The organism is Seinonella peptonophila (genome assembly GCF_900129355.1).
Taxonomy (GTDB): domain Bacteria; phylum Bacillota; class Bacilli; order Thermoactinomycetales; family Thermoactinomycetaceae; genus Seinonella; species Seinonella peptonophila.
In genome coordinates, this window is record NZ_FQVL01000016.1 from 15282 (window position 1) to 41013 (window position 25732).

General features: G+C 34.8%; 31 protein-coding genes and 1 pseudogene. 7 read left to right on the forward strand and 25 right to left on the reverse strand.

Going from position 1 to position 25732, the window contains the following annotated elements; genetic code table 11:
- Window positions 1-85: 85 nt before the first annotated feature.
- The 8 genes from BUB71_RS16740 to BUB71_RS16775 form a co-directional block, all read right to left on the reverse strand.
- Entirely contained in the window at window positions 86-298 is a 213-nt protein-coding gene (locus BUB71_RS16740; RefSeq protein ID WP_073157623.1) for a hypothetical protein, read from the reverse strand.
- A gap of 97 nt (window positions 299-395) precedes the next feature.
- Window positions 396-896, reverse strand: a complete 501-nt coding sequence (locus BUB71_RS16745) for a hypothetical protein (RefSeq protein ID WP_139279165.1) — start codon at window positions 894-896, stop codon at window positions 396-398.
- A gap of 27 nt (window positions 897-923) precedes the next feature.
- Window positions 924-1166, reverse strand: a complete 243-nt coding sequence (locus tag BUB71_RS20475; RefSeq protein WP_084731745.1) for a helix-turn-helix domain-containing protein — start codon at window positions 1164-1166, stop codon at window positions 924-926.
- 64 nt (window positions 1167-1230) lie between these two features.
- Entirely contained in the window at window positions 1231-1377 is a 147-nt protein-coding gene (locus BUB71_RS19775) for a hypothetical protein (RefSeq protein WP_175552411.1), read from the reverse strand.
- Between the two features lie 55 nt (window positions 1378-1432).
- Window positions 1433-2083, reverse strand: a complete 651-nt coding sequence (locus tag BUB71_RS16750; protein ID WP_245815689.1) for a BRO-N domain-containing protein — start codon at window positions 2081-2083, stop codon at window positions 1433-1435.
- A gap of 307 nt (window positions 2084-2390) precedes the next feature.
- On the reverse strand, window positions 2391-2690 hold the full coding sequence (locus BUB71_RS16755; protein WP_073157626.1) for a hypothetical protein: 300 nt from the start codon (window positions 2688-2690) through the stop codon (window positions 2391-2393).
- An 882-nt stretch (window positions 2691-3572) separates the two neighbouring features.
- On the reverse strand, window positions 3573-4211 hold the full coding sequence (locus BUB71_RS16770) for a lysophospholipid acyltransferase family protein (protein ID WP_073157635.1): 639 nt from the start codon (window positions 4209-4211) through the stop codon (window positions 3573-3575).
- 19 nt (window positions 4212-4230) lie between these two features.
- Window positions 4231-5154 (reverse strand): phosphatidate cytidylyltransferase, encoded by a 924-nt coding sequence (locus BUB71_RS16775; protein WP_139279166.1) that lies wholly within the window; start codon window positions 5152-5154, stop codon window positions 4231-4233.
- Window positions 5155-5327: 173 nt separating this feature from the next.
- On the opposite strand from BUB71_RS16775, the gene BUB71_RS16780 reads away from it, so the two are divergent.
- Both BUB71_RS16780 and BUB71_RS16785 read left to right on the forward strand, forming a co-directional pair.
- Window positions 5328-5666 carry a hypothetical protein gene (locus tag BUB71_RS16780; protein ID WP_073157639.1) on the forward strand — a complete coding sequence of 113 codons (339 nt, stop codon included), beginning with the start codon at window positions 5328-5330 and terminating at the stop codon, window positions 5664-5666.
- On the forward strand, window positions 5653-6231 hold the full coding sequence (locus BUB71_RS16785) for a TetR/AcrR family transcriptional regulator (protein WP_073157642.1): 579 nt from the start codon (window positions 5653-5655) through the stop codon (window positions 6229-6231). Before BUB71_RS16780 ends, BUB71_RS16785 begins: the two co-directional genes overlap by 14 nt.
- 513 nt (window positions 6232-6744) lie before the next feature.
- Here BUB71_RS16785 and BUB71_RS16790 read toward each other — a convergent pair.
- The gene (locus BUB71_RS16790; protein WP_073157645.1) at window positions 6745-7197 is read right to left on the reverse strand and encodes a VOC family protein; all 453 of its coding nucleotides are present in this window, start codon (window positions 7195-7197) and stop codon (window positions 6745-6747) included.
- Window positions 7198-7343: 146 nt separating this feature from the next.
- Between BUB71_RS16790 and BUB71_RS16795 the strand changes: the two are divergent.
- Window positions 7344-7502 (forward strand): annotated as a pseudogene (locus BUB71_RS16795) (Tn3 family transposase); the annotation flags it as partial.
- 166 nt (window positions 7503-7668) lie between these two features.
- Here BUB71_RS16795 and BUB71_RS16800 read toward each other — a convergent pair.
- Window positions 7669-8625, reverse strand: a complete 957-nt coding sequence (locus BUB71_RS16800; RefSeq protein WP_073157649.1) for an AHH domain-containing protein — start codon at window positions 8623-8625, stop codon at window positions 7669-7671.
- Between the two features lie 173 nt (window positions 8626-8798).
- Between BUB71_RS16800 and BUB71_RS16805 the strand changes: the two genes are divergently transcribed.
- Both BUB71_RS16805 and BUB71_RS16810 read left to right on the forward strand, forming a co-directional pair.
- Window positions 8799-9380 (forward strand): imm11 family protein, encoded by a 582-nt coding sequence (locus BUB71_RS16805; RefSeq protein WP_073157652.1) that lies wholly within the window; start codon window positions 8799-8801, stop codon window positions 9378-9380.
- Window positions 9381-9396: 16 nt separating this feature from the next.
- The gene (locus BUB71_RS16810; RefSeq protein ID WP_073157656.1) at window positions 9397-9939 is read left to right on the forward strand and encodes an imm11 family protein; all 543 of its coding nucleotides are present in this window, start codon (window positions 9397-9399) and stop codon (window positions 9937-9939) included.
- A 227-nt stretch (window positions 9940-10166) separates the two neighbouring features.
- Here the strand turns inward: BUB71_RS16810 and BUB71_RS16815 are convergent, their stop codons facing one another.
- The 3 genes from BUB71_RS16815 to BUB71_RS16825 all read right to left on the reverse strand — a co-directional run bounded on the left by BUB71_RS16815 (window position 10167) and on the right by BUB71_RS16825 (window position 13116).
- Window positions 10167-10853, reverse strand: coding sequence for a class I SAM-dependent methyltransferase (locus BUB71_RS16815; protein WP_073157659.1), 687 nt, complete (start codon window positions 10851-10853; stop codon window positions 10167-10169).
- 290 nt (window positions 10854-11143) lie between these two features.
- Entirely contained in the window at window positions 11144-12868 is a 1725-nt protein-coding gene (locus BUB71_RS16820) for an ABC transporter ATP-binding protein (protein WP_073157662.1), read from the reverse strand.
- A 23-nt stretch (window positions 12869-12891) separates the two neighbouring features.
- The gene (locus tag BUB71_RS16825) at window positions 12892-13116 is read right to left on the reverse strand and encodes a hypothetical protein (protein WP_073157665.1); all 225 of its coding nucleotides are present in this window, start codon (window positions 13114-13116) and stop codon (window positions 12892-12894) included.
- 323 nt (window positions 13117-13439) lie between these two features.
- Between BUB71_RS16825 and BUB71_RS16830 the strand changes: the two genes are divergently transcribed.
- Window positions 13440-14654, forward strand: coding sequence for a helix-turn-helix domain-containing protein (locus BUB71_RS16830; RefSeq protein ID WP_073157670.1), 1215 nt, complete (start codon window positions 13440-13442; stop codon window positions 14652-14654).
- 236 nt (window positions 14655-14890) lie between these two features.
- On the opposite strand, the gene BUB71_RS16835 is transcribed toward BUB71_RS16830, so the two are convergent.
- The 12 genes from BUB71_RS16835 to BUB71_RS16885 all read right to left on the reverse strand — a co-directional run bounded on the left by BUB71_RS16835 (window position 14891) and on the right by BUB71_RS16885 (window position 24136).
- Window positions 14891-15640: a nucleotidyltransferase domain-containing protein gene (locus tag BUB71_RS16835; protein ID WP_073157674.1), complete on the reverse strand. Its 750-nt coding sequence runs from the start codon at window positions 15638-15640 to the stop codon at window positions 14891-14893.
- 915 nt (window positions 15641-16555) lie between these two features.
- Window positions 16556-17977 carry a S8 family serine peptidase gene (locus BUB71_RS16840; RefSeq protein WP_073157677.1) on the reverse strand — a complete coding sequence of 474 codons (1422 nt, stop codon included), beginning with the start codon at window positions 17975-17977 and terminating at the stop codon, window positions 16556-16558.
- 20 nt (window positions 17978-17997) lie between these two features.
- On the reverse strand, window positions 17998-19737 hold the full coding sequence (locus tag BUB71_RS16845; RefSeq protein WP_073157681.1) for an asparagine synthase-related protein: 1740 nt from the start codon (window positions 19735-19737) through the stop codon (window positions 17998-18000).
- A gap of 3 nt (window positions 19738-19740) precedes the next feature.
- A complete protein-coding gene (locus tag BUB71_RS16850) occupies window positions 19741-20136 on the reverse strand; it encodes a lasso peptide biosynthesis B2 protein (protein ID WP_073157684.1) in 396 nt (131 codons plus the stop codon).
- Between the two features lie 27 nt (window positions 20137-20163).
- Window positions 20164-21084 carry a phosphoenolpyruvate carboxykinase (ATP) gene (locus tag BUB71_RS16855; protein ID WP_073157689.1) on the reverse strand — a complete coding sequence of 307 codons (921 nt, stop codon included), beginning with the start codon at window positions 21082-21084 and terminating at the stop codon, window positions 20164-20166.
- 64 nt (window positions 21085-21148) lie between these two features.
- The gene (locus BUB71_RS19780; protein WP_175552412.1) at window positions 21149-21289 is read right to left on the reverse strand and encodes a hypothetical protein; all 141 of its coding nucleotides are present in this window, start codon (window positions 21287-21289) and stop codon (window positions 21149-21151) included.
- A 78-nt stretch (window positions 21290-21367) separates the two neighbouring features.
- On the reverse strand, window positions 21368-21631 hold the full coding sequence (locus tag BUB71_RS16860) for a PqqD family protein (protein ID WP_073157692.1): 264 nt from the start codon (window positions 21629-21631) through the stop codon (window positions 21368-21370).
- A gap of 212 nt (window positions 21632-21843) precedes the next feature.
- Window positions 21844-22104 carry a hypothetical protein gene (locus BUB71_RS16865; protein ID WP_073157695.1) on the reverse strand — a complete coding sequence of 87 codons (261 nt, stop codon included), beginning with the start codon at window positions 22102-22104 and terminating at the stop codon, window positions 21844-21846.
- 103 nt (window positions 22105-22207) lie between these two features.
- Entirely contained in the window at window positions 22208-22447 is a 240-nt protein-coding gene (locus BUB71_RS16870) for a hypothetical protein (protein WP_073157699.1), read from the reverse strand.
- A gap of 31 nt (window positions 22448-22478) precedes the next feature.
- Window positions 22479-22787: a hypothetical protein gene (locus tag BUB71_RS16875; RefSeq protein WP_073157702.1), complete on the reverse strand. Its 309-nt coding sequence runs from the start codon at window positions 22785-22787 to the stop codon at window positions 22479-22481.
- 37 nt (window positions 22788-22824) lie between these two features.
- The gene (locus BUB71_RS16880; RefSeq protein ID WP_073157705.1) at window positions 22825-23631 is read right to left on the reverse strand and encodes a hypothetical protein; all 807 of its coding nucleotides are present in this window, start codon (window positions 23629-23631) and stop codon (window positions 22825-22827) included.
- Between the two features lie 91 nt (window positions 23632-23722).
- Window positions 23723-24136, reverse strand: coding sequence for a hypothetical protein (locus BUB71_RS16885; RefSeq protein WP_073157708.1), 414 nt, complete (start codon window positions 24134-24136; stop codon window positions 23723-23725).
- A 258-nt stretch (window positions 24137-24394) separates the two neighbouring features.
- Between BUB71_RS16885 and BUB71_RS16890 the strand changes: the two genes are divergently transcribed.
- Complete coding sequence (locus tag BUB71_RS16890) at window positions 24395-25708, forward strand: helix-turn-helix domain-containing protein (RefSeq protein WP_073157711.1); 1314 nt, start codon at window positions 24395-24397, stop codon at window positions 25706-25708.
- Window positions 25709-25732 lie beyond the last annotated feature (24 nt).

Genomic DNA, 25732 nt, shown 5'->3' on the forward strand with positions numbered 1-25732 from the left:
AACAAACTGCCTAATTGTGATTACCTAAAAGAGCATAGTACATTGTCAATTGTCCACCTAGTGAAGCTTCTAGCCCTAGTTGGACTCAGCCGCTCGACTTAGGGAGTTTTAGTTGTTCTTGATAATCTCGTTCCTGCTCCTGGGGCTCTTCTTGACCTTTTTCGGGGTCATGATGTGCCGAGACCGTGAGTACCGAATTTCCGGAGCTTTCGTGGTGATCACCGGGCTGATCACTGTCATCGAGTCTATTTGGGTTCTCACCACGATTTCCTGAGACGAGAGTCCTCTCTAAGACCATCCCCTCATCTGAGGGCCTTCAGCTCGCGTGATCGGTCTGTTCCTTCACAGGAATGACCTCGAACCGCGAGCTGTTATGCGTCTATCAGTCGTTTTCCTCAATAATCGGTCATAGCTTCCTCATAAAGTCGATCAAGACATTTAGATAAAACCACATGAAAGTATCCAGGGAGATTCTTGATGTTCATCTTCTTTGTTTTCATAAAAGCAGTACGCAAGGCATAGATTCCAGCTTCTAGTAATTCAGATTCAAGGTAAGCATCTTTGAGATACTTGATTTGTCCTAAGTAGACTCCATACAATCGATAAAGTAATTTCTTGTCCTCTATAAAAGAAAAACAAATCGATTTAAATCTTTCATACGGGCTACAAATACGTTTATTAATTATCTTTATATCTATGTTTTGATAGATTTCTGTTTCAGGTTCCGAATTTTGAGGTTCAACGTTTATATTTTCTGTGTTTTCGGGTTCCTCTCGGAGTTCCATATTCGGAGTGTCTTTTACTTCTTCAGCTTCTTTGATGTACGATCTAAACACATAGAGGTTAGCACCATTCCCACCTGATTTAGTACGCATCATATGATGCTTTGAAATCATCTCTAGCTCTTCTAGTAACTTCAAGGATCAAATAACGGTACTTCTAGATAGTTCCGCCTTCTCGGCTATTGAATTGATCTTTAGAAACGCACAACCAACGTATTTAGCAGCGAAACGAGCAAGGATTTTGTAGATGGTTATTGCTGATTTAGTGAGGTTGTGCTTCTTGTTGTACAAATGTTGCCGGATTGAGCTATTAAAGGAACCGATATCCTTAAATTGACTATACTTTTTAGCCAAGGTTACATATTCAGAATTCAGATTGTTCATGGTGCTTCCCCCATGTATCTATTTAGTTGACATGAAAAAGACCCCCAATAGGAGGTCTTGATTATTAACTCAATTCAATTAACATCTGATCAAAAGTCTTTAATTCATCCCCAACTTTGATATAATCAGCGTCTTCTCCGTTCCAATCCTTGATATCGATGATTACCAATCGTTTACGCTTATTTGGCTTTCGCTTTTCGAGGATTAACATTTGTTTTCACCTTTCCTTAAATTGAAAAAGAGTACCCAAATCGGTACCCTTTGATCTATGATTTGATCCATTTTTCCCTAACTGCTTCTTTTACAGATACATCCAATCCTAAATTCTCTTCTACTTTCATTAGATCAACAGTGTCATCTAAAACTGGTTGTCGATCACGCAACATTTCTGGAGTCATTTCATCTTTTTTAATCATCTTTTCAAATCCATAATTATCAGACACAACTTTGTTTGCGATTGAATTTGCTTTCATGTAATGCTTAGGTTTTGCATTTCGAATTTGGCTGATCTGATCCATCGCGTTCTTTTGATGTTCTTTATCCATCATTCGGAAGACTGCAAAACCCTTAAGACCTGATTGTTGTCGTAAGGTTTTTAAGAGCTGTTTAACCCACTTTTTAAATTCGATTGCTTCCTCACGTCTAGAATTTAGTATTGCCTCATAAATCCCAAATTCCGAAATGATAGGTACTTGGGGTTTATATTTATAGTCTCGAAAGCAACCCGCGTAATCTTCGGTTTGCTTTTTCTTCCAATTGAAAGATTGTATCTCCTGCTGATCCATACGTTTTGTCATATCGTTTGAATCACGATAACCCAACGCTTCAGCTACATCTTTAGCAACTGCCCACCATTCACCATCTTCACCTAAAACAAACCGAATTTCATGTTCTAACCATTTCTCGATTTTGATCAATTGAATAACCTCCAAAAGCTGTTTTAGACAAACAAAAAAGAAGCCCGTAGGCTTCCATTTACCAATTGTCGATATCATCACATTCATCAAAATTAAGCGCAGTTCTTAATCCATTGATAAAGGCTTCATATGCTACGTTGAACGCCTGCTGCTCACAATCCTTTTTGATCAAAAGAATAAATTCACCTAAATCCTCAAAAGTAAAAACAAAAGAACCTGGTTGAATTAACCTAGGTTCTTGTAATTTCCTCTCATATGAATAATCTTGTTATGAATAATCTTGTGATGTTTGCATATTCAAGCCTCCTTAAAAAGGCAAATCATTAGCTGCTTCTTTCACTTCTTCATCTGTCTTCACTTCATCCACTTCAGGAACTTCAAAACCGATTCGGGTAACATCAAATCTGATTTTAGTAAGATCCTTTATCATATGTTCTTCTGATTTCACAAACAAAACTTTGGAAAATAAATCATAGTTGAATTTCTGTCCCGCTGTAGCTTCAAAATTAGATTTTTGTGTATCCAACAGTGCATTTACATTCATTACAGGCACTAAAGTAACCGTTGTGTCTGTATCTTGACCTATCTTAGAAATTTTAAAAGGCATTGCCCTCGACTTAACTGGTCTAATTCAACCATGCAATTGGCTAATACTGATCGATTCATGTATTTTTTAGAAGTGGAATATATGAGTATATTATTAAACTCAGATTCAACATAACTAACCCAATCAGAGATAAAAGAATTTGCACAAAAGTTATTGTCTGAAAAAGGCTTTGGTCCATATCTTTTTTCATCTCTCTTGTATTGCTCCCAGGAATATCTTTTTCCTTGAAACAAATAGAAGAGATGTAATTGTCTCTCATTAACGAAAATTTCCAACGCAAACAAGTAATCCTTCATACAATCAACTCCCTATTCCTGATTAACTCTATGTAAACAAATCAGCATTTCTTTATTTTGCTTTAGATAAAGACAAAAACAAATCAATATAAATGAATAATCTGAAAAAAATAACACCTATAAAATTACTTATTCATTGAGGAACAATATGTCGAATGAAGAAAAAATCAAGTCTGGTTACTGATCTATTGCTACATAATAGCAACTAAAACAATATACTCTTGATAGCCTAGGTTTAATGGAATTGGAAAATTTAAATTTGGAAGGTAAAGCAGGAAGGTTCTTAGGTTTCTTAAGAGGCAATAAAATAGTTGATAACATGCGTAAGCTCGAACAGATAACATATAGTGTTGGAATAAGTAAAAGGAATGAATTGAGATCATTCTTCCTAAACTCGAAAAAGCCTCTGATAAAAAAATAAAAATAATAAAAGATTCTACAGAAGACGTGACAAGTATTGCTGAATACGTTTTTACAAATAATAATGTATTAGAGATTTCAGCCATTTTCATTTAAATCACTCCTAGAGCAAAAACGTCCAATCCCTTATTTCCCAATTGGATCGGACGTCTAACTTTGGATCTGTTTAATCCCATTCCGAAAAATTTCCCATATTCGCAAGCGAACTCATTCGATGGTTCAATTCCTCCATAAATGGCTTTCTATCATTTCTACAAAAGAATTTCTCACCTACAAAAACATCTACGAATAAAGGAACTAAAACTGGATCTCCTTTTGGCAATGCTTTCCCAAAACCGTGTATAAAGACAGGGTAGATCGGAACTTCATTTAATTTCTTCATTAAATGATATATCCCTGATTTATATCTTTGTAACTGTTCAGGCTCACCACGAGTTCCTTCAGGATATAAGATGACAATTTCTCCTTTAGCCAACGCCTTATATACTTCTGCGAATAATTGATCGATCTTCCTCCATTTTTGGCGTTCAAGCGGAAGTATGTTCATGATATTAAGTGAAAACCATGAAATCCATTTTTTTCGTAAGAAATAGTCAGCAGCAGCAATCGGGCGAATTTGATGCAACATATAAAAAGGAAATAACGACATTAACAACAAAGTGTCCAAATGGGAGTTGTGGTTAGCCACTATAATAGCTGGACCTTTTTTAGGAAGACCTTCCTTGTTTCGAATATTGACTCCTAAAATGATAAACAAAATGGGACGAACAATGAGCAAGAAAAACAAAATTTGCAGTAACCTCATACACACTCCTGTATTTCTCTTAATAATAGAAGTAGTGCATATAATGAAAGAAAATAGGTGCATTAAACATTAAGCTATCTAATCGACTTAGCACTCCACCATGACCAGGAATGAGTTCCTCTGGTTTCACTCCTAAATCATATTTCAAAGAAGAAATATTGACTGCTCCCATAAACCCTCCTATGCTCAAAATGAAACCACAAAACAAAGAATGAATGGCGTTCAAAGGGGTTAACATCGGGGCTAATAAATAAGACATACTTATTGTTACAATCATTCCTCCTGTAAAGCCTTCCCAAGTTTTAGTTTGGGGTGAAGCAAGTGAATGTCTCCCCCACCTCCTCCCTATCAAAAAATGTGCTGTGTCATTTACACGAGTTAAGATCAGCACATAAAGCAATAGACCCGCTCCCTCATAATTGACTTCTGAAGAAGGAGGAAGAATAAATAGATAAGAGATATGACTGATACTAAAAACCATCAACATCAATCCCCAATGAATCGATCCCACAGAACGTAAGAATCGGTGACTATCCCCTGTTAAACTGACCATGAAAGGTATCAATAGAAACATATATACTGGAATGTAAATAATGAACATGCCATACCACTTGATATAGATCCAGTAAAATTGGGTTGGAATAGCTAGATAAGCAAAAAAAAGCACCCTTCGATGCGCTCTTGCATTAGGGATAAGTGTAAAAAATTCCTTTAACGCCAAAAAACTAATCAAACCAAAAAAAGCAACTGAAAGTCTAGAGTGGATGATCACTGCAATTAGAAAAATGCCAACCATTAACCACCAAAAACGAATACTAATATGAACAACCTGTAATTCCTTTTGCTTTCTCTGCTTCCACCATTTATACAATAGGCTCACAATGATCAAAATACTGACGAGGGACCAAAAAACAATGAAAATGTGGTGAGATTGAATCTTCAATGAAAACTCCTCTCTGTTGATTCCCACTTCATTTCCACTATCAACTATTTAGATAATTTACTATTATCAGTATAAAAAGTCAATGAGTCACCATATCATTTATCGAATATTATTGCTAGTACGGAAAATATGATTTATAATCATTACATATTTTGTAAGAGAGGAAAATGTTCATGTCGTTAGCCACACTTATTTTTGAGCAACGTATTTTCAATCATTTGAGCGAAAATCAACTGGCATCCATTGTGCAGCAACCTGTAAATATCATTCGAGAATGGGAAGAAGGCATAAGCCAACCAAGTCTAAGAGAGATACTCATTATGAAAGTTGCTTTGAAGATTCCAATGGAATTACTTCTTCGTAATCTTTCAAACGAGGGCGCTATTTCTGATGACTTTGATATAGAGGATATAACTTTTTGCTTGGGTGATCGTAAATTATCGAAAGAAGAAGAACAAAAGATTGTAGAGCTTGTTCTTGATGCAATAGGTGTTCCTGATGAGTACCGCTGATCAAATATTTCATGGCGCTATACAAGAATTTGCGAATCGTGGTTTCGACCAAGCAACCATTGATGATATTGCACAACAAGCTGGAGTAGCCAAAGGAACTATTTATTACCACTTTAAGAATGGAAAAGAGGAACTATTTAAATTTATAATGAATCATGGAATGGATCAGCTTATCGACTATACGAAAACTAGTATTGAAAGCCATCAACATCGTGAATCACAATTACACGCATGGTTAAAAGCACATATTCAGTTTTCCATAGAAAATCAAGAATTTATTAAGTTGATGTTCAACGAAGGTTTTGGAAAAAAAGATCGCCAAAAGCAATGTCGCAGGAAAATTAGAAAGTATATAGAGTTTATCGCATCCATTCTTGCAGAGAAACAACCTCATACTTTACGGCACTATCAAACAGCGACTGCCATTTTTGGAGCTGCCAGCATATCCATTATCCAAACACTTTATCATCTTGAGGATCAGCAACCAGCACATGATGAAATCCGTATCCTCGAACAAGTATTATGGCAGTTGATTCAATCAAGCTTACATCAAGTCAAAAGATGACCTAATCAACAATTGGTAAAACAAACTATTCAATTAGAAATCTTAATCATTCCCTTCAGTCTCCATTGAGGGGATTTACTTTATTAAATGATCTGCTATTTTGAAACCTGACAATCTTTCAGTCCAAGAAATAAACCTTAACTTTTCGGAATTTCCTTGCATCCATAATCTCATTCTACATGAATGCCTCAATATTCTCAATGTATTTGGGACAACCGCAAAACTTGCCCCTATCCTATACTTTTCAACGACATTACGAATTAATCGTGTGCAATGATCCTGCTTTCTGTGAGCGAAATACAAGGGAATTCTCTTAAAATGCTTAATCCTTTGACGGACATATATAGCCAAGAGGCAGCTGCAGTAGCAGCCATATTGCCATCTTCTGCAGCGTGAATACTGTGTTATATGACGTATCCGACTTCTTAGCATTACTTTCATACTGCTTTTCTGTTTCAATTTTACTTCAGTAATGTATATTTCAGTAAAGTCTTTTTATAAAACGTCACTAACTTATTTGTTACCGAGTTGTTCCGCCAAACCGATTAGAAGTCCTTCGGTTCCACGAATGTAGCAGAGCCGATACGAGTCCTCAAACTGAATCACTTCGCCAACGAGCTGAGCACCATACTTAGTGAGTCTGGATACCATTTCGTCAATGTCTTCAACGGTGAACATAACACGTAGATAACCAAGTGCGTTTACAGGAGCATTCCGGTGATCTGATATAGTAGGTGGGTTGAGAAATCGCGAAAGTTCAAGTCGGCTGTGGCCATCTGGGGTAACCATCATCGCAATCTCTACGCACTGAGAACCCAGTCCAGTTACGCGACCAGCCCATTCACCTTCAACTGTGGTTCGCCCTTCGAGTTTCAATCCAATCTCCTCGAAGAAAGAAATTGCATCATCAAGGGATTCTACAACAATGCCGACATTGTCCATTCTTAGTAATTTGTTTTTTGCCATAATTTTATCTCCTTATGTGTAAAAATTTATTATCTGATCATCTTCATAATTAATCTATAAAAAATTACAAATTCCTTCCAACCAAAAAACGCCTTGTCACAGTTTAGGAAATGTGAAATTGGGTTTTTAGGTATGTCATATAACATCTGCAAAGAGCCAGTGCCTTAAACATAATTCATCAATGCTATCAGTATCTGGAATACTCTACATCTAACAAAGCAGTTGAATATCTAAACAATCAGGTAGTTTTTATTGAAGACTTATTGCACCATATGTCACCTTTAGGATGGGAACATATCAATTTACTAGAAGAATACCGTTTTAATTCGGGGAAAGTGGTATCATAAGATTTTTTAAAATCATTAAAACCTTCTTGGTATTGACAAAAATGAGAGAATCATCAGGAACATGGGCTTAAAGTTGTAAATCTGCATTTTCCTGACGCTACTCCTACAAAATCTTTTATAAAACTTATCTCTCTCTTATATCATCCTTTAGATGAATATTCTCCAAGTCGATTTCACGCTTTGTTCCATGTTTTAATTTCGATTGAAACTTAGTTTTCAATTTGGCAGCTTTTCCTTTAGCCTCTTTCTTTAAATATTCAATATCTGACGGAGAGACCGAGTGTTCATAAGGAATAAAGCCTTGTTCATTGATAATACCGTGAAGTGTAGTAATCACTTCTTCTCTACTCTCTTCTTTAATTATCTCATTTGATGGAACTTCATCTAACAAAAATTGATCAAACAAGTCTGGGTTCTTTTCTTCTTTTGCTACTTCATATAGCTCTAATATGCTTGAAAACTCATCTTGTACTTTTGACATTGCCGCGGTTTCTTCTTTTTTTGTCCATGTATCCTTTAGCGCTTTTAATTCATCTAAAGATTGATCAAAGTCATCTTCATATCGATCCAGGATTTGTTGTTCTTCTATTTTTTGCTGCCGATAGCTTTCAATCTCTGATAATTTTTCTGGATCATGATCCCAAAAATGATTTTGCTCAATATCTTCCTTGATAAAATTTAACTCTGCTAAAAATTCTTCTTTTGTACTTGCACCCCTTAGCCGTTCATACAATTCGTTATAATAATCCTCATCATGAGTAATGGTATGGGGAATTTCTTTTTCTTCTAACTCATGAAGATTGCTGCTTCGCATCCAAACTCCATTAAAATGTTGATTAATTGGCCATTCTTCTAAAGGTAAATATTGATATTCTTCTGGAGGAAAGAATTCATCAAATAGTTCCCGAACATCACGTGCAGCTTTGATTCGACCGTCTGCCAGCGGAATGATATGGTGAGCAGCATGATTTTGAATTGCAAACTCCTCATTTTTCGCTAAATTCTTTCCTAATATCTCTCCAGATCGACTCCTAATTTGCTTACTTGTCAATGTTTGTGCATTTTTATCTGATGTTTTCACGCTGATGATAACCTCTTTTTTTCTACCTTGATTAGAAACGTAACGAACTATTTTATCGTAGAAATTAAAATTATAATGAATTGAATAGAACATTGGACTTTGTTCATTCATTATATTCTAAATTCAAAGTATGATACAATCAAAGCGAGCCTTCAGAAAGGAGCGATTTATCTTTGGCAGAGGTATATCAACTACGTAATGAAAAATCTTATCGAACATGGGATTATGCCCATTATGTATCTTCAAGATACAATCAAACCATACTTTTCGACTTATTAAAAACCTATTGGGATTATCCTCTACATCATGTATGGTCTCATTTTCCATTTCATGTACAGACGAATGAGGAAACGATACAATTTCCATATGCTAGCATGCAATTGTTTTTACCAGAGATCCTATTGTTCGATGCTTCAACCAAAATTCTCCTTGAACAAATCCTTTCTAAAACAGGTGAGTTTTTACCCATCCACAATCATGAGAAAGAGATCTACTTTTATCATTTGCTCAAAAAGATACCTGCTCTTGATTTGGAACAATCGATCGTCCGACGTTACCCTAGCAATGGAGAAATTGCGAATTTCCATAAACTGGTTTTTAAACCTCACCTAATTAAAGATCAATATCTTTTCCAAATTCCCGAATCTTCCTCACGCATTTTTGTAACAGATCAGTTTGTTAAGGTCGTCAAGAAATACCAGTTAAATGGTTTGCGTTTTATCCCGGTTTGGAAAAGTAGCCAGCAAGATCTATAGAAATGGAGGATCAGTTATGCTGTCCGTCTATCGGGTATTCCGTAATCGTCGTTATTGCTTATTCCAGTTAAAAGATCCACAACCACTGTTTCAACTTCTACATAATTCAAACGATCACTCTTGGAAGTCTGAATGGAATTCCCAACAGTTCTCACTAACAACAGGTCTTAAAGAACAAGAGCTATCCTATGGTGAACTCACTTTTCTTACACCATCTATTCCCTTATTGCATGAACAATCAATTGAACTTTTAGCTCCACTACTAATTCCATACGGCGAACTCTTACCAATGTCCAGTGAGAATGGTATATACTACGCATATCATGTATTAAAGCCCTATCATGCACTTAACATCGATCAAAGCACCATATACCCATATCCAAAACAACCAATGCTAATCGATAAGTATGATTTTCATAAAGAACAAGTAAAAGAACCTTTATTTTTCCGTTTACCTCAATCACCAGCTCCTTTTTTTGCTACTGATTCTTTTATGGACATTCTAGAAAAAACGCAATTCCAAGGATGGCAGTTTGAACAATGCTGGAAGAGTGAATAACCATCAACTCTTACTATTGATGGTTATTCCAATTGCACTGTTTAAATTAATTCATCTAGCTCGCTTTGATGTTTTTGCAACCATTCTTTCAATTAGTTTAATCTTGATAATATCAGTCATGAGGAGTTCATTTTCAACCGATTACTAATCAGAATGATTCGATATTTTTAGCCAGCCTAAATATTTGATTTGCTGCGCCCTAATGGCATCCATAATCTGTTCCATTCTCACTTAGTTAACCACCAAATACCCGTACACTCAGGTAAGTGGACTAATCTTTCCTTTACTACCCTATTAGCTAGTTTATCTCCAAAAAAGAATCTAGTTAAATCTTCAGCTTCCTTTAGGTTTTTGAATTGGTAGTCTAATCGGATCCATTGATGTAAAAATTTATATTGATCCTCAAGCAAGAAATAATACTGTTTCAAATAGTCAGGTGGATTAGGTTCTTTGTATCCAGTACCTAATGTCTCAAAGATAATAATTGTGCCATTCGGACGGAGAACGCGTTTCATTTCCTGAATCGTATTTTCGATATTTTGTTCGTTATTTGATACATTGGAACTTCCTACATAGCAAATAGTCCATCCCGCTACAATTAAATCTATACTATGATCTTCTACTGGGATTCTACGATGATCAGCAACTTGTGTTTTCCAATTAGAGAGACCTTTCTCGTTCAATTTTTTTGCATTTATTTTTAACATTTCAACTGACGAATCTAGGGCAAGGACCGATTTCACCCTCGGAGCTAAAACCGATGTAAGTCGCCCTGAGCCTGCCCCCAAATCAATAACATCCAATCCTTCGATTGGTCTAATAGATTCTATTATATCAAGTATATCTGCTTGTCTGGATATCAAAAGATCATACTTTCCAGCTAACTCATTGTAAACATGTTCATGATTAACCATTATCTCTAACCTCCTATTGGAATCGCAACTAATAAATCTTGTTCGATAAATCCAAAAGGATTTCCAATTTACTATGTCATGATAGGATAAACTGAGAAAAAAACGATAACAAATTCACATAATAAAGAGAAAGTAATCACAATTTTAATGACATCAATTGTTTACTTGACAGTTTCATCTGCTAATTATCTATAATTCATGTTTGGTGTTTTGTGCAGGTAATAGTTATTAATCAACCACTTGAAGGATCCGATCTCATTTAACATTATTTCTAATGACTCCAGGTAACTCTATTTTTCTTTATACTGTTCGTTGAAAAGACGATAGTACAATGATTGATTTTTCATTAATTCTTCGTGAGTACCCATCTCAATCAGCCGACCATCTTTCAATACAAAAATCCGATCCGCGTCCCGAACAGTGGCTAATCGATGCGCAACTACCAACACTGTCTTTCCAAGAAAGATATTCTTTAACTGGCGTTGTAGTAATGCCTCTGTATTTGCGTCTAAAGCAGATGTGGGTTCATCCATTAATAATATCTGAGGTTTTCGAAGCAATACTTGAGCAATCCCCAACCGTTGTTTTTCTCCACCCGATAATTTTACGCCACGTTCCCCAATGATTGTATCAAATCCATCAGGTAGTTCTTGTATAAACTCAAGAATCTGCGCTTTTTCACAACACATCTTAATTTCTTTCTCTGTCGCTTCTGGATTCGCGTACTTTAAATTATATAAAATGGATTGATTCCATAAAAAAACATCCTGAGAAACAAGTCCTATCTGCGAGCGTAAATCTTCGTAGGAGTAGGAAGCGATGTCTTTACCATCAAGGAATATTCTACCTTTTTGTGGTTGATAAAATCGCATGATTAAATCTAAAAGTGTAGATTTTCCACTCCCCGTTGGACCCACAATCCCAATAAATTCCCCAGGAAGAATGGTAAAACTCATATCTGAGATTTCCCCTCTCCCATCATCATAAGAAAAAGAAACCTGATCGAACTTGATTTTTCCTTCAACTTGACTGTGTTCTCTTGGAAGGTACACAATCTCATCGGGTAATTGTAGAATTTCGTAAATCAACTTTACCTTTGGTTTCGTTAACTCCGTTCTCATATAAGCTGTTTGTACCTCTTGAAGCGAACCAAACATTTGAGGGAAGTATACAGAAAACGCGATTAATGAACCCACTGTCATATGACCTTTCATAATTTGGATTGCGCCATATGAAAACACGATTCCTAAACCCAAGGCCCTACCAAAATCTACGATTAGCGTAGTAAAGTTATCAAAAAATGCAGCCCGATTACGTAGCTTCCGATACTTGTTAATCCAGTGGTCTTGATACTCATGTTCACGCTCTGCTTGATTGAACTTTTGTACAGTTTTAAGCCCACTTACAAATTCTGTGGAATATCCACTTAGTTCTTGTTGCATCTGAATAATTTGATCAATCTTCGGACGAGCTTTATTAGTAAATATTTGAGTAAGGATGTATAAAATAGGTAGCATAAATAAAATCACAATGGTCATTTTCCAATTCATATAAAACATTACCCCAGTAATCCCAACTAACATACATGTATCAAAAATAGCTGGAACGATGGTCTGAGAAATGAGTGAATCTCCAATTTCACCACAACTATAGATTCGATTGGCTATCTCACCTGAGCGGAATTGATAATATGTTGTTGGAGACAATCGAGTCAATTTCCTAAAAATAAGTCGCCGAAATTGATCTGTCACATATCCACCAATATAATGAGTCATTTGATTCCGAATCGCACCTAACGATGTTACCAAAAACGGAGAGAGCGCCAATATGAGAATCAATCCATACAATAACGTTTGTTTCTTTTGAGGAATTGCTTGATCAACTAATATTTTCATAACCCAAGGCGATAGTAATTGAATCCCGACTCCGAAGGTCATAAATAAGACCCCTAGCAAAACCCGCTTATACTGTAGTTTCATTAACTGATACATAGAAGTCGACTTCATCTCATCCATTGATTACCCTCTCCCTACCTAATCTACAATTTGACTTTTATCAAGATTTCCTCTGTAAGTAATTGATTACGAAATTCTTGAAAAGAAATCTTTAATTCATTCAACTCAACTGCTAACACTTTGGACGCTTTTGACATAGCTTGATCTTCAGATGATGATGTTAGTAAGCACAAAAAAATGACTCCACCCGTTCGATTAAAACTAAAATATTCACCAGACCGCCTATCTAAAATCGTAATGTCTCCCATATCTTCACTCCAGGTGATATCTGGATGAGTCTGTATGCGAATATTTTATAACAGGTGAAAGAAAATCCGATCATGTAGATTCTCATATATCAAAGTGGTTTTTATTGAAACAACCATTTTATGTTTATCGATTAATCAATTGTTATAAGAAAAAAAACTCTTACGAAAAATTGAAGATGGTTTCAATGAGTGTGAATCAAGAAGTAGATTTCAATAGTAATTGTAAACAGGTGTTATTGGCTAAAGGAGATAGAACAAACTGAATAGTTTGTATTTACTATATCGAGTGAATAGACTATCCATACTAATAGGTTGGAGCGTGGATGAATATGAAATATCATTATGGGATGTCTATCCGAGAAGGTAGAGAAAAGATGAACATGACCCAAGCTCAATTAGCAGAAAAATGGCCAAAATCAGGTGGTGGAACTGGAGTAAGTGAGAACTATGTTTCAGATGTAGAACGAGGCTTAAAAAAAATTACCGATTTGGAAACAGTACGTCGTTTATGTAATCTGTTACAAATACCACTTTGGAAGGTAGGACTATCTGATTACAATCCACATAATCCAACTACCATAATAAGGGGAACTAATATGTATGAGGAAACTTTAAACACCGCTGAAAGCTTAATTAAAAGAACATGGGGTTTACGCCGTGTAATGTCTGTACCCTATGTGGAAGAGTCTGTTAATGATCTAAATCGACTTTTTGAATATCTTCATGTGCATACTCCACCACCAATACGATTAGACAAGCGTTTTCAGATGCTTTATGCACAAGTACTTCGTTTAAACGCGGTAGTTGATGTAGAAAATCAGCGATATGTAGAAGCTTTGGATAAATTCAGAAAGATGAACGAAATAGCAAAGGCGATTGATCATCCAGCAACGCTGGCAATGAGCTATTTAAATATTGGGACAGAGCTAGAAAGAATGGGAAAGCAGGAAGAAGCAATTGATCACCTAGAATTGGCGAGAGATGAGGCTTTAAGAGGATCTAAACATATTATCGTTGTGACTCATGCTTATCTGGCAAGATGTTATGCAAGTGCTGGAATGAAAGTTAAATTCGAAAGGGCAATCAATGCTGCCATTCGTACAGCAAATAGTATGGAAGAATTCACCTATGGTGATGGAACTGATTTCGTTTTTCATAGTTTCAGTGGTGTTCTAGCAGAAAAAAGCTATGGTCATCTTGAAGTTAATGATCCAGAGGCAACATTAGCAATGAAAGAGGAAATTCAAAATCAGATAGCATTGGAAGCGAATATTTGGTTAGATGCTTGGATTCCACTAGATTGGGCAAGAGCTAATTTAATGTTAGGGCAAATTGAAAAAAGTGTAGAGGCAGGGCTCGAGTTTTATCGAAAAGCAAAATTGTTAAAATCTCCGCACGCCAAAAGTAGGGCCTATCGTTTATTGAATACACTTGAATCATCTGGTTATAGTGATCATCAAGCTGTAATAGATTTTCGAAATATGCTTGATAATGAAGATAACAAAGACGACTTAAAAGAATTAAATGAAGAATTTTAGTGTTTAGAGCTGATAAAAGGAAATACCCTCTTCATTGGTAGAGAGGTTATTTTCAATACTATTACAGCGTTTCTTTACAAAGCAAACGTTTACTATTAGACACACAGCTTTAACTAATAAAATTCAACCTTATATATTTACAAATTAATTTATCTACCATACAACTGTTATAATAGTTTGTATGGTTATGTGTAATCACAAAGTGGTGATAAAGATACTTAATTACTTTTTTTGAACTACAACTTACGCCAAAAATCTTTAGTTAGCTCACCGTGTCCTTTTTGAACAAGAAGATCATTAATTAAATGTAAGATAGTCCGATAAGTCTGATCCCTTGTTGTAAATAGTTCACACATTCCAACAATTTTTTCTCCTATATCTACATGTTTCATTAGCCACCACGTTTGCCATTTAGGGTATGGATAGGGAAGCTCATTCAATAGGAGCGGGATTACTAGAGCCGCTTCTATTGTCTTCGCTTTAATAAGATATCTTCCTAATAAATCTTTCTGATCATCTAGAGTTACTCCAATCTTCAAATCCTTATAGCTGTTGAAGATATATTGATCCAATTTTTCTTTAAAAAGTTTTCTAGACTCATCAATCCAACTTTTAAAGAGCCCTGGATCTTGAATACAGATAGCTTGCTCATAAACCCATAAAAACTCAGGATCTCCATTCAACTTTTTTTCAAGCCAACTATAAGACCTTACCTTTATATCTACTAGTATCGAATATTCCTCATCATGAACCCATAATGCCTTTGGACTTCCAGAAATCAGCAACATTTCTTTATAAGCCTCATCAGAAACGATCATTTCGATATCCAAATCTGATTGAGAATGAGCCATTCCGGAAGAGTAGCTACCTACAACTAACAACAATGCTTTTTCAATTTGTGATCCCAAGTATTTATAAGCACTTTGATTCATTAAATTTCTTTCAAAATATTGTTTTACTACCTCTTTTACTTCACCTTCAATCATAAATACAACTCCTAATTGACTGCTCCTCGTCATCTGACTTTCGCAGATTCGCTGACAAAACTTGAAAATGGTCATCAGCTACCCCGATTCGTAATTCACCTGTACAAATAGCCAACATAGGAAAGATAATCAATTGTACTTTTGAATGTTCTCGTATGTTTACCCCCAGAAGATTAGAAACTCCTACAGGTGTTAATTCTAGCTTTTGACGATTTACTCAATTGCTTATACACTAATCTCGATTTCTACTTCTTGCTGCCACAATCCTTCATCTTGCTTTTGACGAAACTTATTGTCGTCATTGTAGATTGCAGTGTTCCCATCCTTAAATTAATAGATAATGGCCATGTTTACATGTGAACATCGACTTCCGACTGCAAAAGAACAACTCGGTCAAACTTGCTTGATCTGTCAAAAGAAACTGCCACATAGTCGTGGTGGTCTTTCCAGCACGCTTATTCCCGATAATTAAAGCTCCTTTTTCTTTTAATTCAAACAAATAGCTGCCGAATGGATAAAGCAACCACCTCGATTTCCAGGTTCCTTAAAATCACTTCACGAATAATTCGAATCGGAGCGCAAATTGCTGATTCTATTATCCGTACCGTGAAGCACAATTACACGAATGGTTAAAAACACAGATTCAAATTTCCATAGAAAACCAAGAATTTATTAAATTGATGTTCAACGAAGACTGGGAAAAAGGATCGCCAAAATCAGTGTCACAGGAAAATTAGAAAGTATATAGGACCAATCAATCCGAAATGTAATCTCCCACTTTCCCTTCAGTCTCCGTTGAGGGGATTAAATTTATCAGGTTAATCCGGCATCGAAGCACTTTCCAAAAAATCAATTTCATATAATGAATCTGCTCATTAGATTCAATCAAATCCCATTATACTGTTGCACCATCTACTATTGGCTTTGCTGAATCGTTTGATACCAATCTAACACTGGCTGAATAATTGAACGAACCACTTTAAGATCAGGGTCAGGAGATGGTTCTAACTTGGGAGCATCTGGATAAAACTTTCTCAAAAACATGTTAATACAAATTTGAATATCTATTGAATAATACTTACCAATCCCTATCCATTGATGCAATTCTTCTTTGAAAGCTGTTGGTAATAGTGTGTACGCCCAATCTTCTTTTACACCAAATTCACTCGATTCTTTATGAAGAAAACGCCAATACTTTTCTCTTTCCATTTCATCAATTGGATTACCTAAACCTCTTATAGCTACTTTTTTCACTATAGGAGATTCATCCTGTGTATATCCCCATATCCTTGCTCTTGTTAACTTCTTCTTTTTTATCAATTCTGTTAAAGCCAGTGCTCTTTCGAGAGAATTCACAGATGATATCGAGTTTTTTTCATCAGTCACCACTACTTTTGGTTCATAAGAAGGCGAATGTCTATTTCGAAAACCTTCTTTTAACCTTTGTATCACTTTATCTCCGTTCAAAATGGGAGCTGGAAAATTATTCAGAGAGTCCCCTGTTTCCGTTATAACACTGCGTAAATCATTCGGTGTTAGATCTGGCATTCGTGAATAAAGATATGCACTAAAACCTGCTAATAACGTTGAACAACCACATGTTCCTGCAAAATAGTCAATTCCTTTTTCTTTAAAACTTGGAACAGGCAAGTATGTGTAAGGTGCTAATATATCTGGTCTCCAATGACCATCTCCATTTAATCCTGAAGATGCTGATGGATGTAACTCATAATCACTGAAATTTCTTTCTCCTTTATCATTGAAACCACCTGCAACGAAAAACTTTTTCGGATGTAGATTGTTGTGCACACGAGAATTACCTCCAGCTGCAATGACAAGCAATTCTGCATCTAAGGCTGGTTGTATAGCTTGTACATAAGGATCTCGTTCAGTTGGGGACATCCATCCTCTTTCTTGTGGAATCAATAAATTTAGTAAAATCTTAGTATCCCAACTTTGTTTCAAAATCCACTTCAAGCCTGCTTCTATACGTTTCGGTTTGGTAGTAGGAAGAAAAACAAAATTTGCTGATGGAGCTAGTCCACAATGAGTATTTCCTCTCCACTTAAACGGTGCGTGAGCTAACAAGCTTAGTACCATTAGTCCATGCTCCGAATACCTTGATACTTTTTCAACAAATGGTTCTTCAAAAATATCTTGGCAAGTAACAGTCATTTCCTTATCTACTTCAATCCGTTTTACTCTTCCTTTTAAATGACTAATACAAGTATGTGGAACGATATCATCTAAAATTATAATACCTACATCTTGTCCTGAAGCTTCACCTAATGGTTGAGAGAGTCCTATTCTTTGCCAGGTTGACTCAACTTTTACCATATAATCATCTCCAAATTAAATTAGAATCCTTGATGTCTGAGCCAAAGTTCTAACCCAAATGTTTTTGAAATTAATCCTACCTCATTATTAAAGCCGTATTTAAATTTTTCGACTGCATCTCGTAGCAAATTTCTGTCAATCCATCCCAATTCAACAGCTCTAGACGTTTGAATCAACTCATTTACAAACCTAGATTCTATATAAAACCCTTTACGAAATATTTCTATAAATCGACTTCGATCAGGACTTATTAACGTCTCTTTTGGTATTACGTGTTGAAGTCCTTCCTTAATACATCTTTTATTCTCACTTATCTCTAGTTTTATCGTCGGTGGTAATGCGAATAGGTATTCAATCATTCTTTCATCTCGAAAAGGGTATATTCTAGACAAACCAAATGGTCTGCTAATATTATTGTTTAACCAAGGGCACGGATTCACAAGTATCATTCTCTCAAAATTTTCCCGTAAATATCTACCTTCGATATTTTCATCTCGTACCTTTTGTCTTTCAGATTCTACTTCGGTATAATCAATTTTTTTAAGACAGTCACCTATCCAGGTAGGCGTATGATACCAGTTAAGATCAAATCCTGTATTCTGCCAAGTTCTTTTTCTAATTTTGCCTTCAAGACGATATCTTAACTTTATAGGTAATAGAGCTGGGAGTATATGAATACTGAAAAGTTTCCACAACGGTTGATTTCTTTTATTTGATTGCTCCATTAATTTATCAAAAACCAGTTTAATCTCTCCTCTAAAGAATAAATCACGAAGAAAATGTGAGCTTGTCATGAGAAGTTCATCTCCGCCCTCTCCTGAGAAAAGAACTTTCCCTTTCATTTTTTTTGCATATTGGTGAAGATCTCTGTACATTGCAAGATTCAAAATAAGAGGACTAGGCTCATCATACGTTGTAATATTATATTCTGTGTCTTTAAAAGACCAATAATCAGATAGGTTTAGATATTTCGGAGCCATATCTGTATTTTCATATATAATATCTACTTTTTCTCGATTTGATTTTCCATCTTTTAGCAGATTAAATAGATAGGTATATCCATACAATTGTGCATCCTTACTTTTTAATTGATTAACTAAACAAGAAACGCTTGATGAGTCTAATCCGCCACTTACTTCGCATCCAATAACTGATTGGTTATTAACAGAATCCTCTACAATCTCTTTTAATATTTTTGAAAAAATAAAAATATACTCTTCAATATTCATGTTAGCTACTTCTAGCTTTTTAAAAAAACAATTTTTCTTCGTTTTTAACCTCAGGTTCTTATCTTTAACCATTTTAAATCCTGGTAAAAGACGTTTAATATCTTTATAAGGTGTTAGTTCGATATCAGTCAACTCTGTGTGCAAATACATGCGAAAATAATCTTCATCCAAATCTCTGCTAAATTGACTCAATGATTGAAGATGATTAGACACATATAATTTGTCATTTTCTTCAATATAGAATATCGGATTAGCTGTCAAACTTCTAAATACTTCTATTTTCATTTTCTTTCTATCATATACTAATAGGGAGTATGAACCTTTCATTGATTGAAGCAATTCACCATGAAATTGTTGGCCTTCTTCAATCCATTTCGTTATTAATGCTCCCATCCTATTATTCACATCTTCAAAAACCACAAACTCAAATTCACTTGTTTTATAACATTTAAGATTGCTGGAAGTAGATAAGATACAGTAAGATGTATTATTTTTTTGGTTAGTTTGCATTGAATAAACTACTATAGACATATTTCAAGAACCTCCTTGAGACACAGATAAAAACACCTGAAATTTCTCTCTATACTTACTTTCATTAAGTTCTTCAATGCTGGTTGTTTCAACCCACGCATGACTTAAAAAAGGTTTTCTTCTAATACCAACACATAATGTTCCATCAAAGTTACTTGAAATGAGTAGTTTGTAAAGTGTGATTGAACGCTCCAAGCACTCCACGTTTAGAAAATGGAAATTGCATGCCAAACGAAAGGCAGCTACAAGAGAATTTTTGTCAACTTCAATGGATCTTTTACTGATTTTTTCTTTATTGTCAATTCCATCAAGAACTATTCGAAGACCCCTTCTTCTCAACATCACATAAAAATACAGTAAATACCAATAGCTCTTTAAGAACAAAATGAATTTTATCATTCTTTTATCCCTGCTTTCTCCTCAAAATTAGAGTTTCAAAACTATAGAATGGATTAGATTCAATAGTTCAGTAGGTTTCGTTTTGGACTGCCTATAAACCTTGAACATAGGAATTCTTTTAGTCAAATAAGAAAAGACTTTCATGTTCTCTTTATAGAGAATATGATTAAATACGTTTTTCAAAAAAAATTTATTAAATACATTTGTTAAGAGGTGCAACATCTTTTCATTTCCTTTTATTTTAGAAATTGAAAGCTTAGTCTCGTCATTAACCTCTAAAAAAATAAAACAATCAATTGTTGATAAATCACTATAATGAAAACCGTGCGAAAGATCTATTCGAAGTTTATCTACCTCATCAAAAGTTTTAGTTGCCATTTTTATAAGAGAAGACGTGGATTCCAATCTCAGACTTGGCACACCGCTGATAAGCTTTTGGCTCACTGGATGCAAAGCGATAATATCATCAGTAATGATCTTTCCTCCATTTAAAACAGCTTGGGAGGCACATGTTGACTTTCCAGATCCAGACTCTCCTATAAAACAAACAGTCTTATTTATATAACGTGCAGCACTGCCATGTAGCTGAGTATATCCTTTTAAATACAGCAAAAAAGAAAGTACCTTTGAGAAAAACAAACTATAAAACTCACTATCAAGTTTTCCTTTAAATATCACTAATCGCTTGTCAATATAAAAAAAGTAAGTATTCAACCATCTAATAAGGTATTTTCCATTATCCATCTGGAAAACTTCTTCGAACGGAGTTGACTCGTTTATAATAAACCTCCTGAATAAAACATCAGCTTTTTTAAAATAACTCTCTTCGAAAAAATCATCATCATGTATAACCTCGAAATCAAAATTATTCTTGCAGCTTTTATATAGTAATGAATCAAAGTTTATTTTAGTTCTAATCTTTATTCCTGATACATCATAAAAGTTCATGTTCCCTCCAGATATTAATATTTCGAAGAGTACCCAAAGGCACTCTTCGAAATATACTCAAAAACTATTCACTACGAGGATACCTTGTTGAAAAAGTGTCAGTGTTATGACCATCTTTACCACCAAAAGTAATATCAACAATGTTACCTAATACAATTAGGTTTGGAGTTGTGTATTTCTTTGGTGAATTTTTAGTTTCTTTCACGATTTATACCCCCTTTTTTTAATTTGCAAGAAAGTGTAGTTATCTTTTTTGCATCACCTCCCTGCATTAATCAGTAATCTATTTGTTCATTATCACAAGATCATGTTCCGTTAATTGATTGACAAAACGAATAATATCTTTTTCAACCTGCAATCTATCTTCTTGGTACTCCAAATTGATACTTTCAATAATTTTCTCTAGCTCCTTTCCTTGTTCAATCAATTGCCAAATTTTTAATCCAACTTCATCCAACCCAAAGCATATTTCTGTTTGACTATGATAAATAAACGCACCTTCATCAATCTCACTAAAAAAAGCTTCTTTTGCCACTTGATATTTCATTTATTTCCTCCTTCGAATTAAGGCGTATCTATCATTTACTTTTAGTCACCATGATCTTAAAATAAGCTAGATAACATATATTTACCTATTAAGCCCAAATACAATGACCATTCCAATATTTCATAATCTGTCTTTATTATGGCTGGATCTTCTTCCAGGAGAGCATAGTTTAATGCTTAGGCGATTCATATTATTACATACCGATATTTGTGTTACTTTGAAATGATCCCAATCATATGAGTAGACATTCCCCTCTCCCAATACAAATGATTCAGCAGTCTTCGCAATTCTTGATTTTTCATCTTCAACCTTCTTGTTATTGACATTCCTTTTGAGCGTTTAGGTAGATTAAAGAACTCAATATTTTTCCGTACAGTCTCAGTAGAACATCTGAAGAATTCAGCGATTTCTTGATATGTGTAAAAATCTTCAATATAAAGTTGATATAATTGATCCTTGGGTAGTTTTCTCATAAAGCCAACTCCCCTTTTGTAAGGTCTCAACAGAGTTACCTTTGTTCCACGTATAATGATGAATCTGTTATAATTAAATTTCGTTCTTTTCTATGTTATCTAGTCATCCAGTCTGGTTGCCGCCTACTGGATGACTCTTCATTTGTACTAGTAGCATACAATTTACAAGCTTTCGAGCTTGCTCTTGAGTGGATACTCGACCTAAAACCCGCGCAACACCGCTTCTTGTAAATTGTATAATCCTATAATCGTATTCGCTTTCTTTATGTATGATAGGAATGGTCTGTTTAAACTCTTCTTCAATCAACTGGGAGACATTTATATCAGTTGAATAGGGAACCATATCATTTCTCCGTTCGTACTTGAAGTATTATTCAATCAAACCCCTCTGCAAAATCAAAAAGGAAAATGAATGAACCATTTTTTAAAAGAATTAAACGAGTCCCTTTTAATACTTTGTGGCTTTCTGCATTACACTGGCAACACTTAAAGCCTGCTAATATAGGTGGAAGTCCTTTATTCTGTAAATGTTCAAAGGATTGTTTAGCACAGCAAGTTTGAAATGTTACCTTACTAGGTTCCTTGTATCGTTCCATTATTTCTATTTTCCATGAGTCTTCCGACTGTACATGAATGGTATAAGACAAACTTTTTACCCACTCATTGATCTGTTGTTCTTTCAAATACAAGAATCTCCTATCCTATGCGTTTATGCTAATCTTAAACAGTCATCTCTAAATATGAAGTCGCTACCTTTTCAATAGCTGATAAAAGGTTTGGATTCAGCACTTTAACAAAGGTTCCTTTCATACCCAATGACTTTGAATACACCATCCCAGCACTTTCTAGTTTGCGTAATGCATTTACAATGATAGACCGGGTAATCCCTTCTCGATCAGCCACTTTACTTGCTACCAATAGACCTTCAAGACCATCCAATTCACTTAATATTAAATTCGCAGCTTCCAATTCACTATATGATAGAGAATTTAAAGCTCGTCTAACCTTAGAACGATCCTGATACTCCTTTTCTTTCTTTCCCTGCTCGCTTATGGTCATAAGAATTGCGATCATCGACGCTCCATATTCAGCTAATAACACTTCATTTGCACCAAACTTTTGGTATCGCGACAAAATGATCCAACCTAAATTTTCTTTTTTATTACGTATCGGAACAACAGTGACTTTATTAGATAAAAGTTTCCTAACACTCTCTTCTTCAGTTCCGTCTGATTCGACAAAGTAAAAATCTTGAAATTGCAGATTTGACATCGTCTTATCGATTGCTTCAAACTCTATCTCAACATCGTCATGAATCCCATTTTCTTTAAAACATCCATTAATTGGATCATTATCGTTCCATGAGTAAGAACTGATTAACCTTTTTTCTAATCCTTTTTCAATAACATAAATATTAGATTGTGTTTGAATACCTAACGTCTCAGTAAATGTATCGTAGCTGTCCGGAAATCTTGAATCCTCTTGTAAACTAAATGCAACCTGTTGGGTTTTCTTCAAAAAGTTCATTTATAATCCTCCCACATTTCTTCATGTTAGAATGAAGATGAAATTCTCATTATGAAACTTGGCAATTGATTCTGATCAATCAAATTCTTTTTCAAATAATCAATGTTGCAAACAGTAAATTTATTTTCTCTAAATCTTCTGTCTCCCAAATATGCTGACCATCGATTTTCAGAATAAAACCTTGAGTTGTTTTATAGAGCACTTGAACTTGCTGATAATCTCCAGATATTCCCATCACACTACCTTCTGGTTCAGATCTTAAATCTTTCAATAATAGACGAGTATCCTGCATCTTTTTTGTTAAATTTTTGCTCGATTGTGATTTTGTTCTCTCATTATAAAGAGCTTGCGCCTTTTCAACCCATATCAATTCTCCCTTGAGTAAAGCGTTAGAAAATCGATAAGGTTTTTCACTTTTTTGAATCTGTTCCTGTTGAGACATAAGGGTTCGTTGATACTCATTTAAGGATCGGAGAATGACCCGATTGATATGTTTATCTTCCATATTCGGCCTCCGTAAATAAGTAATTGAATAGCAGATAGCGTTTCATCATTACTACTTAACTTGGTATCATCATTTTATTAATATATAAAATATTTGTAAATATATATATATTCATCGAAAATCCCCGATTCGTAATAGTGAAATGCAGAAAAATAATAATAAACATATTTTTTCGGGTAAATTACATTACGAATGCAGGAAATTCACTGAATTTCGTCTAATACGAGATTAAAGAGAACTTTCTAGGAGGGACTAATTATGATACATTCTGATCGTAAGGTAATAGGTGAGGCACTCAGGAAGGTAAGAAAACAGAACGGTTGGTCAATTGAAAACGTGGCCAAAATGATGGAAACATTATCCTCTGCCACTCTTAGTAATATAGAGCGTGGCATCCCTAGCGTTACCGAAAAATATATTCAAGAGTATTGCACTTTCTTAAAAATTCCTTTCAAAAAATTACCTTCAATTATTCAAGAAGAAAACACACAAAAAAAATCAATCCAAAGAAAATTATTGAGAATTGAAAAGTTAACTGATATCATTGACCCGGAAAAAGTATACAAAGAGCTCAAAAGTATTCCTGTTCCAACAAACAATCACTTAAAAGTTTTATACCTTCATCTAGAAGGTCGTTGTTTATATTATAAAAGGAATTATGAAAAAGCTAGAAAGAGATTCAATCAAGCTATAGTCTTATTAAACAAATACCCTGAACTGGAATACACAAATATTAGATCAGCTTGTTTCGTTGAATTGGGTCGGATTGCTTTTTTCTATCAGAATGATTTAGAGCAGGCTTTACATTATTCTGATCTTGGTTTAAAAGCATTTCAAGAAGACGGATTAAGATCATTCATAAAACTTTCTCTTCTTAGTGGTAAAGCCTCTTATTTAGAAAAAATGCATCAGGATGAAGAAGCATTACTAACAGTGGAAAAGCTTTTAAAAGAAAAGGATAATTGGCATAAGAGTTTGGATTCTCTTTTAAACGCGATTGAAATTAAAGCAATACTATGTTCAAAAAAAGGGTATCATCTTGAGGCGTTAAATTATGCAGAAGAGGGAATCGAATTAGCGAGGTTAAACAAACACTACTCAAGAGCTGTAGAACTACTAACTGCAATGGGTGATATTTGCTTCTCTAAAAAAGATTATGGGGAAGCTGAGGATTGGTATTCATCTGCTCTACCACTAGAAAAGAAAATAAAGCAAAAATACTTTTTTGTTACAACCTATACAAGGTTAGGAAAACTATATATGACCTTATCTGATTGGGATAAAGCCAAAGAACACTTAATTAAGGCTGTAGATCTTGGCAAAAAAAACGATGATGGAATTCGTTATTATACTTCATTGGTTACACTTGGTGACTTTTATATTAAAACCCAAGAACCTGAATCAGCGATTATATTCTTAGAAAAGGCAAAGTCTCTATCGGAAAATAATAACTTCCCGTTTACTGATCCAGAACTTTACTTAAAATTATCCCATTGCTATGAAGAAGTAGACTCGAGTCGATCTAAGAATTATCTTGCTAAATATAAAGTTAGTAAGCTAGAATTCAACTAAACAAAGGAGGTGAAAAGAGATGAC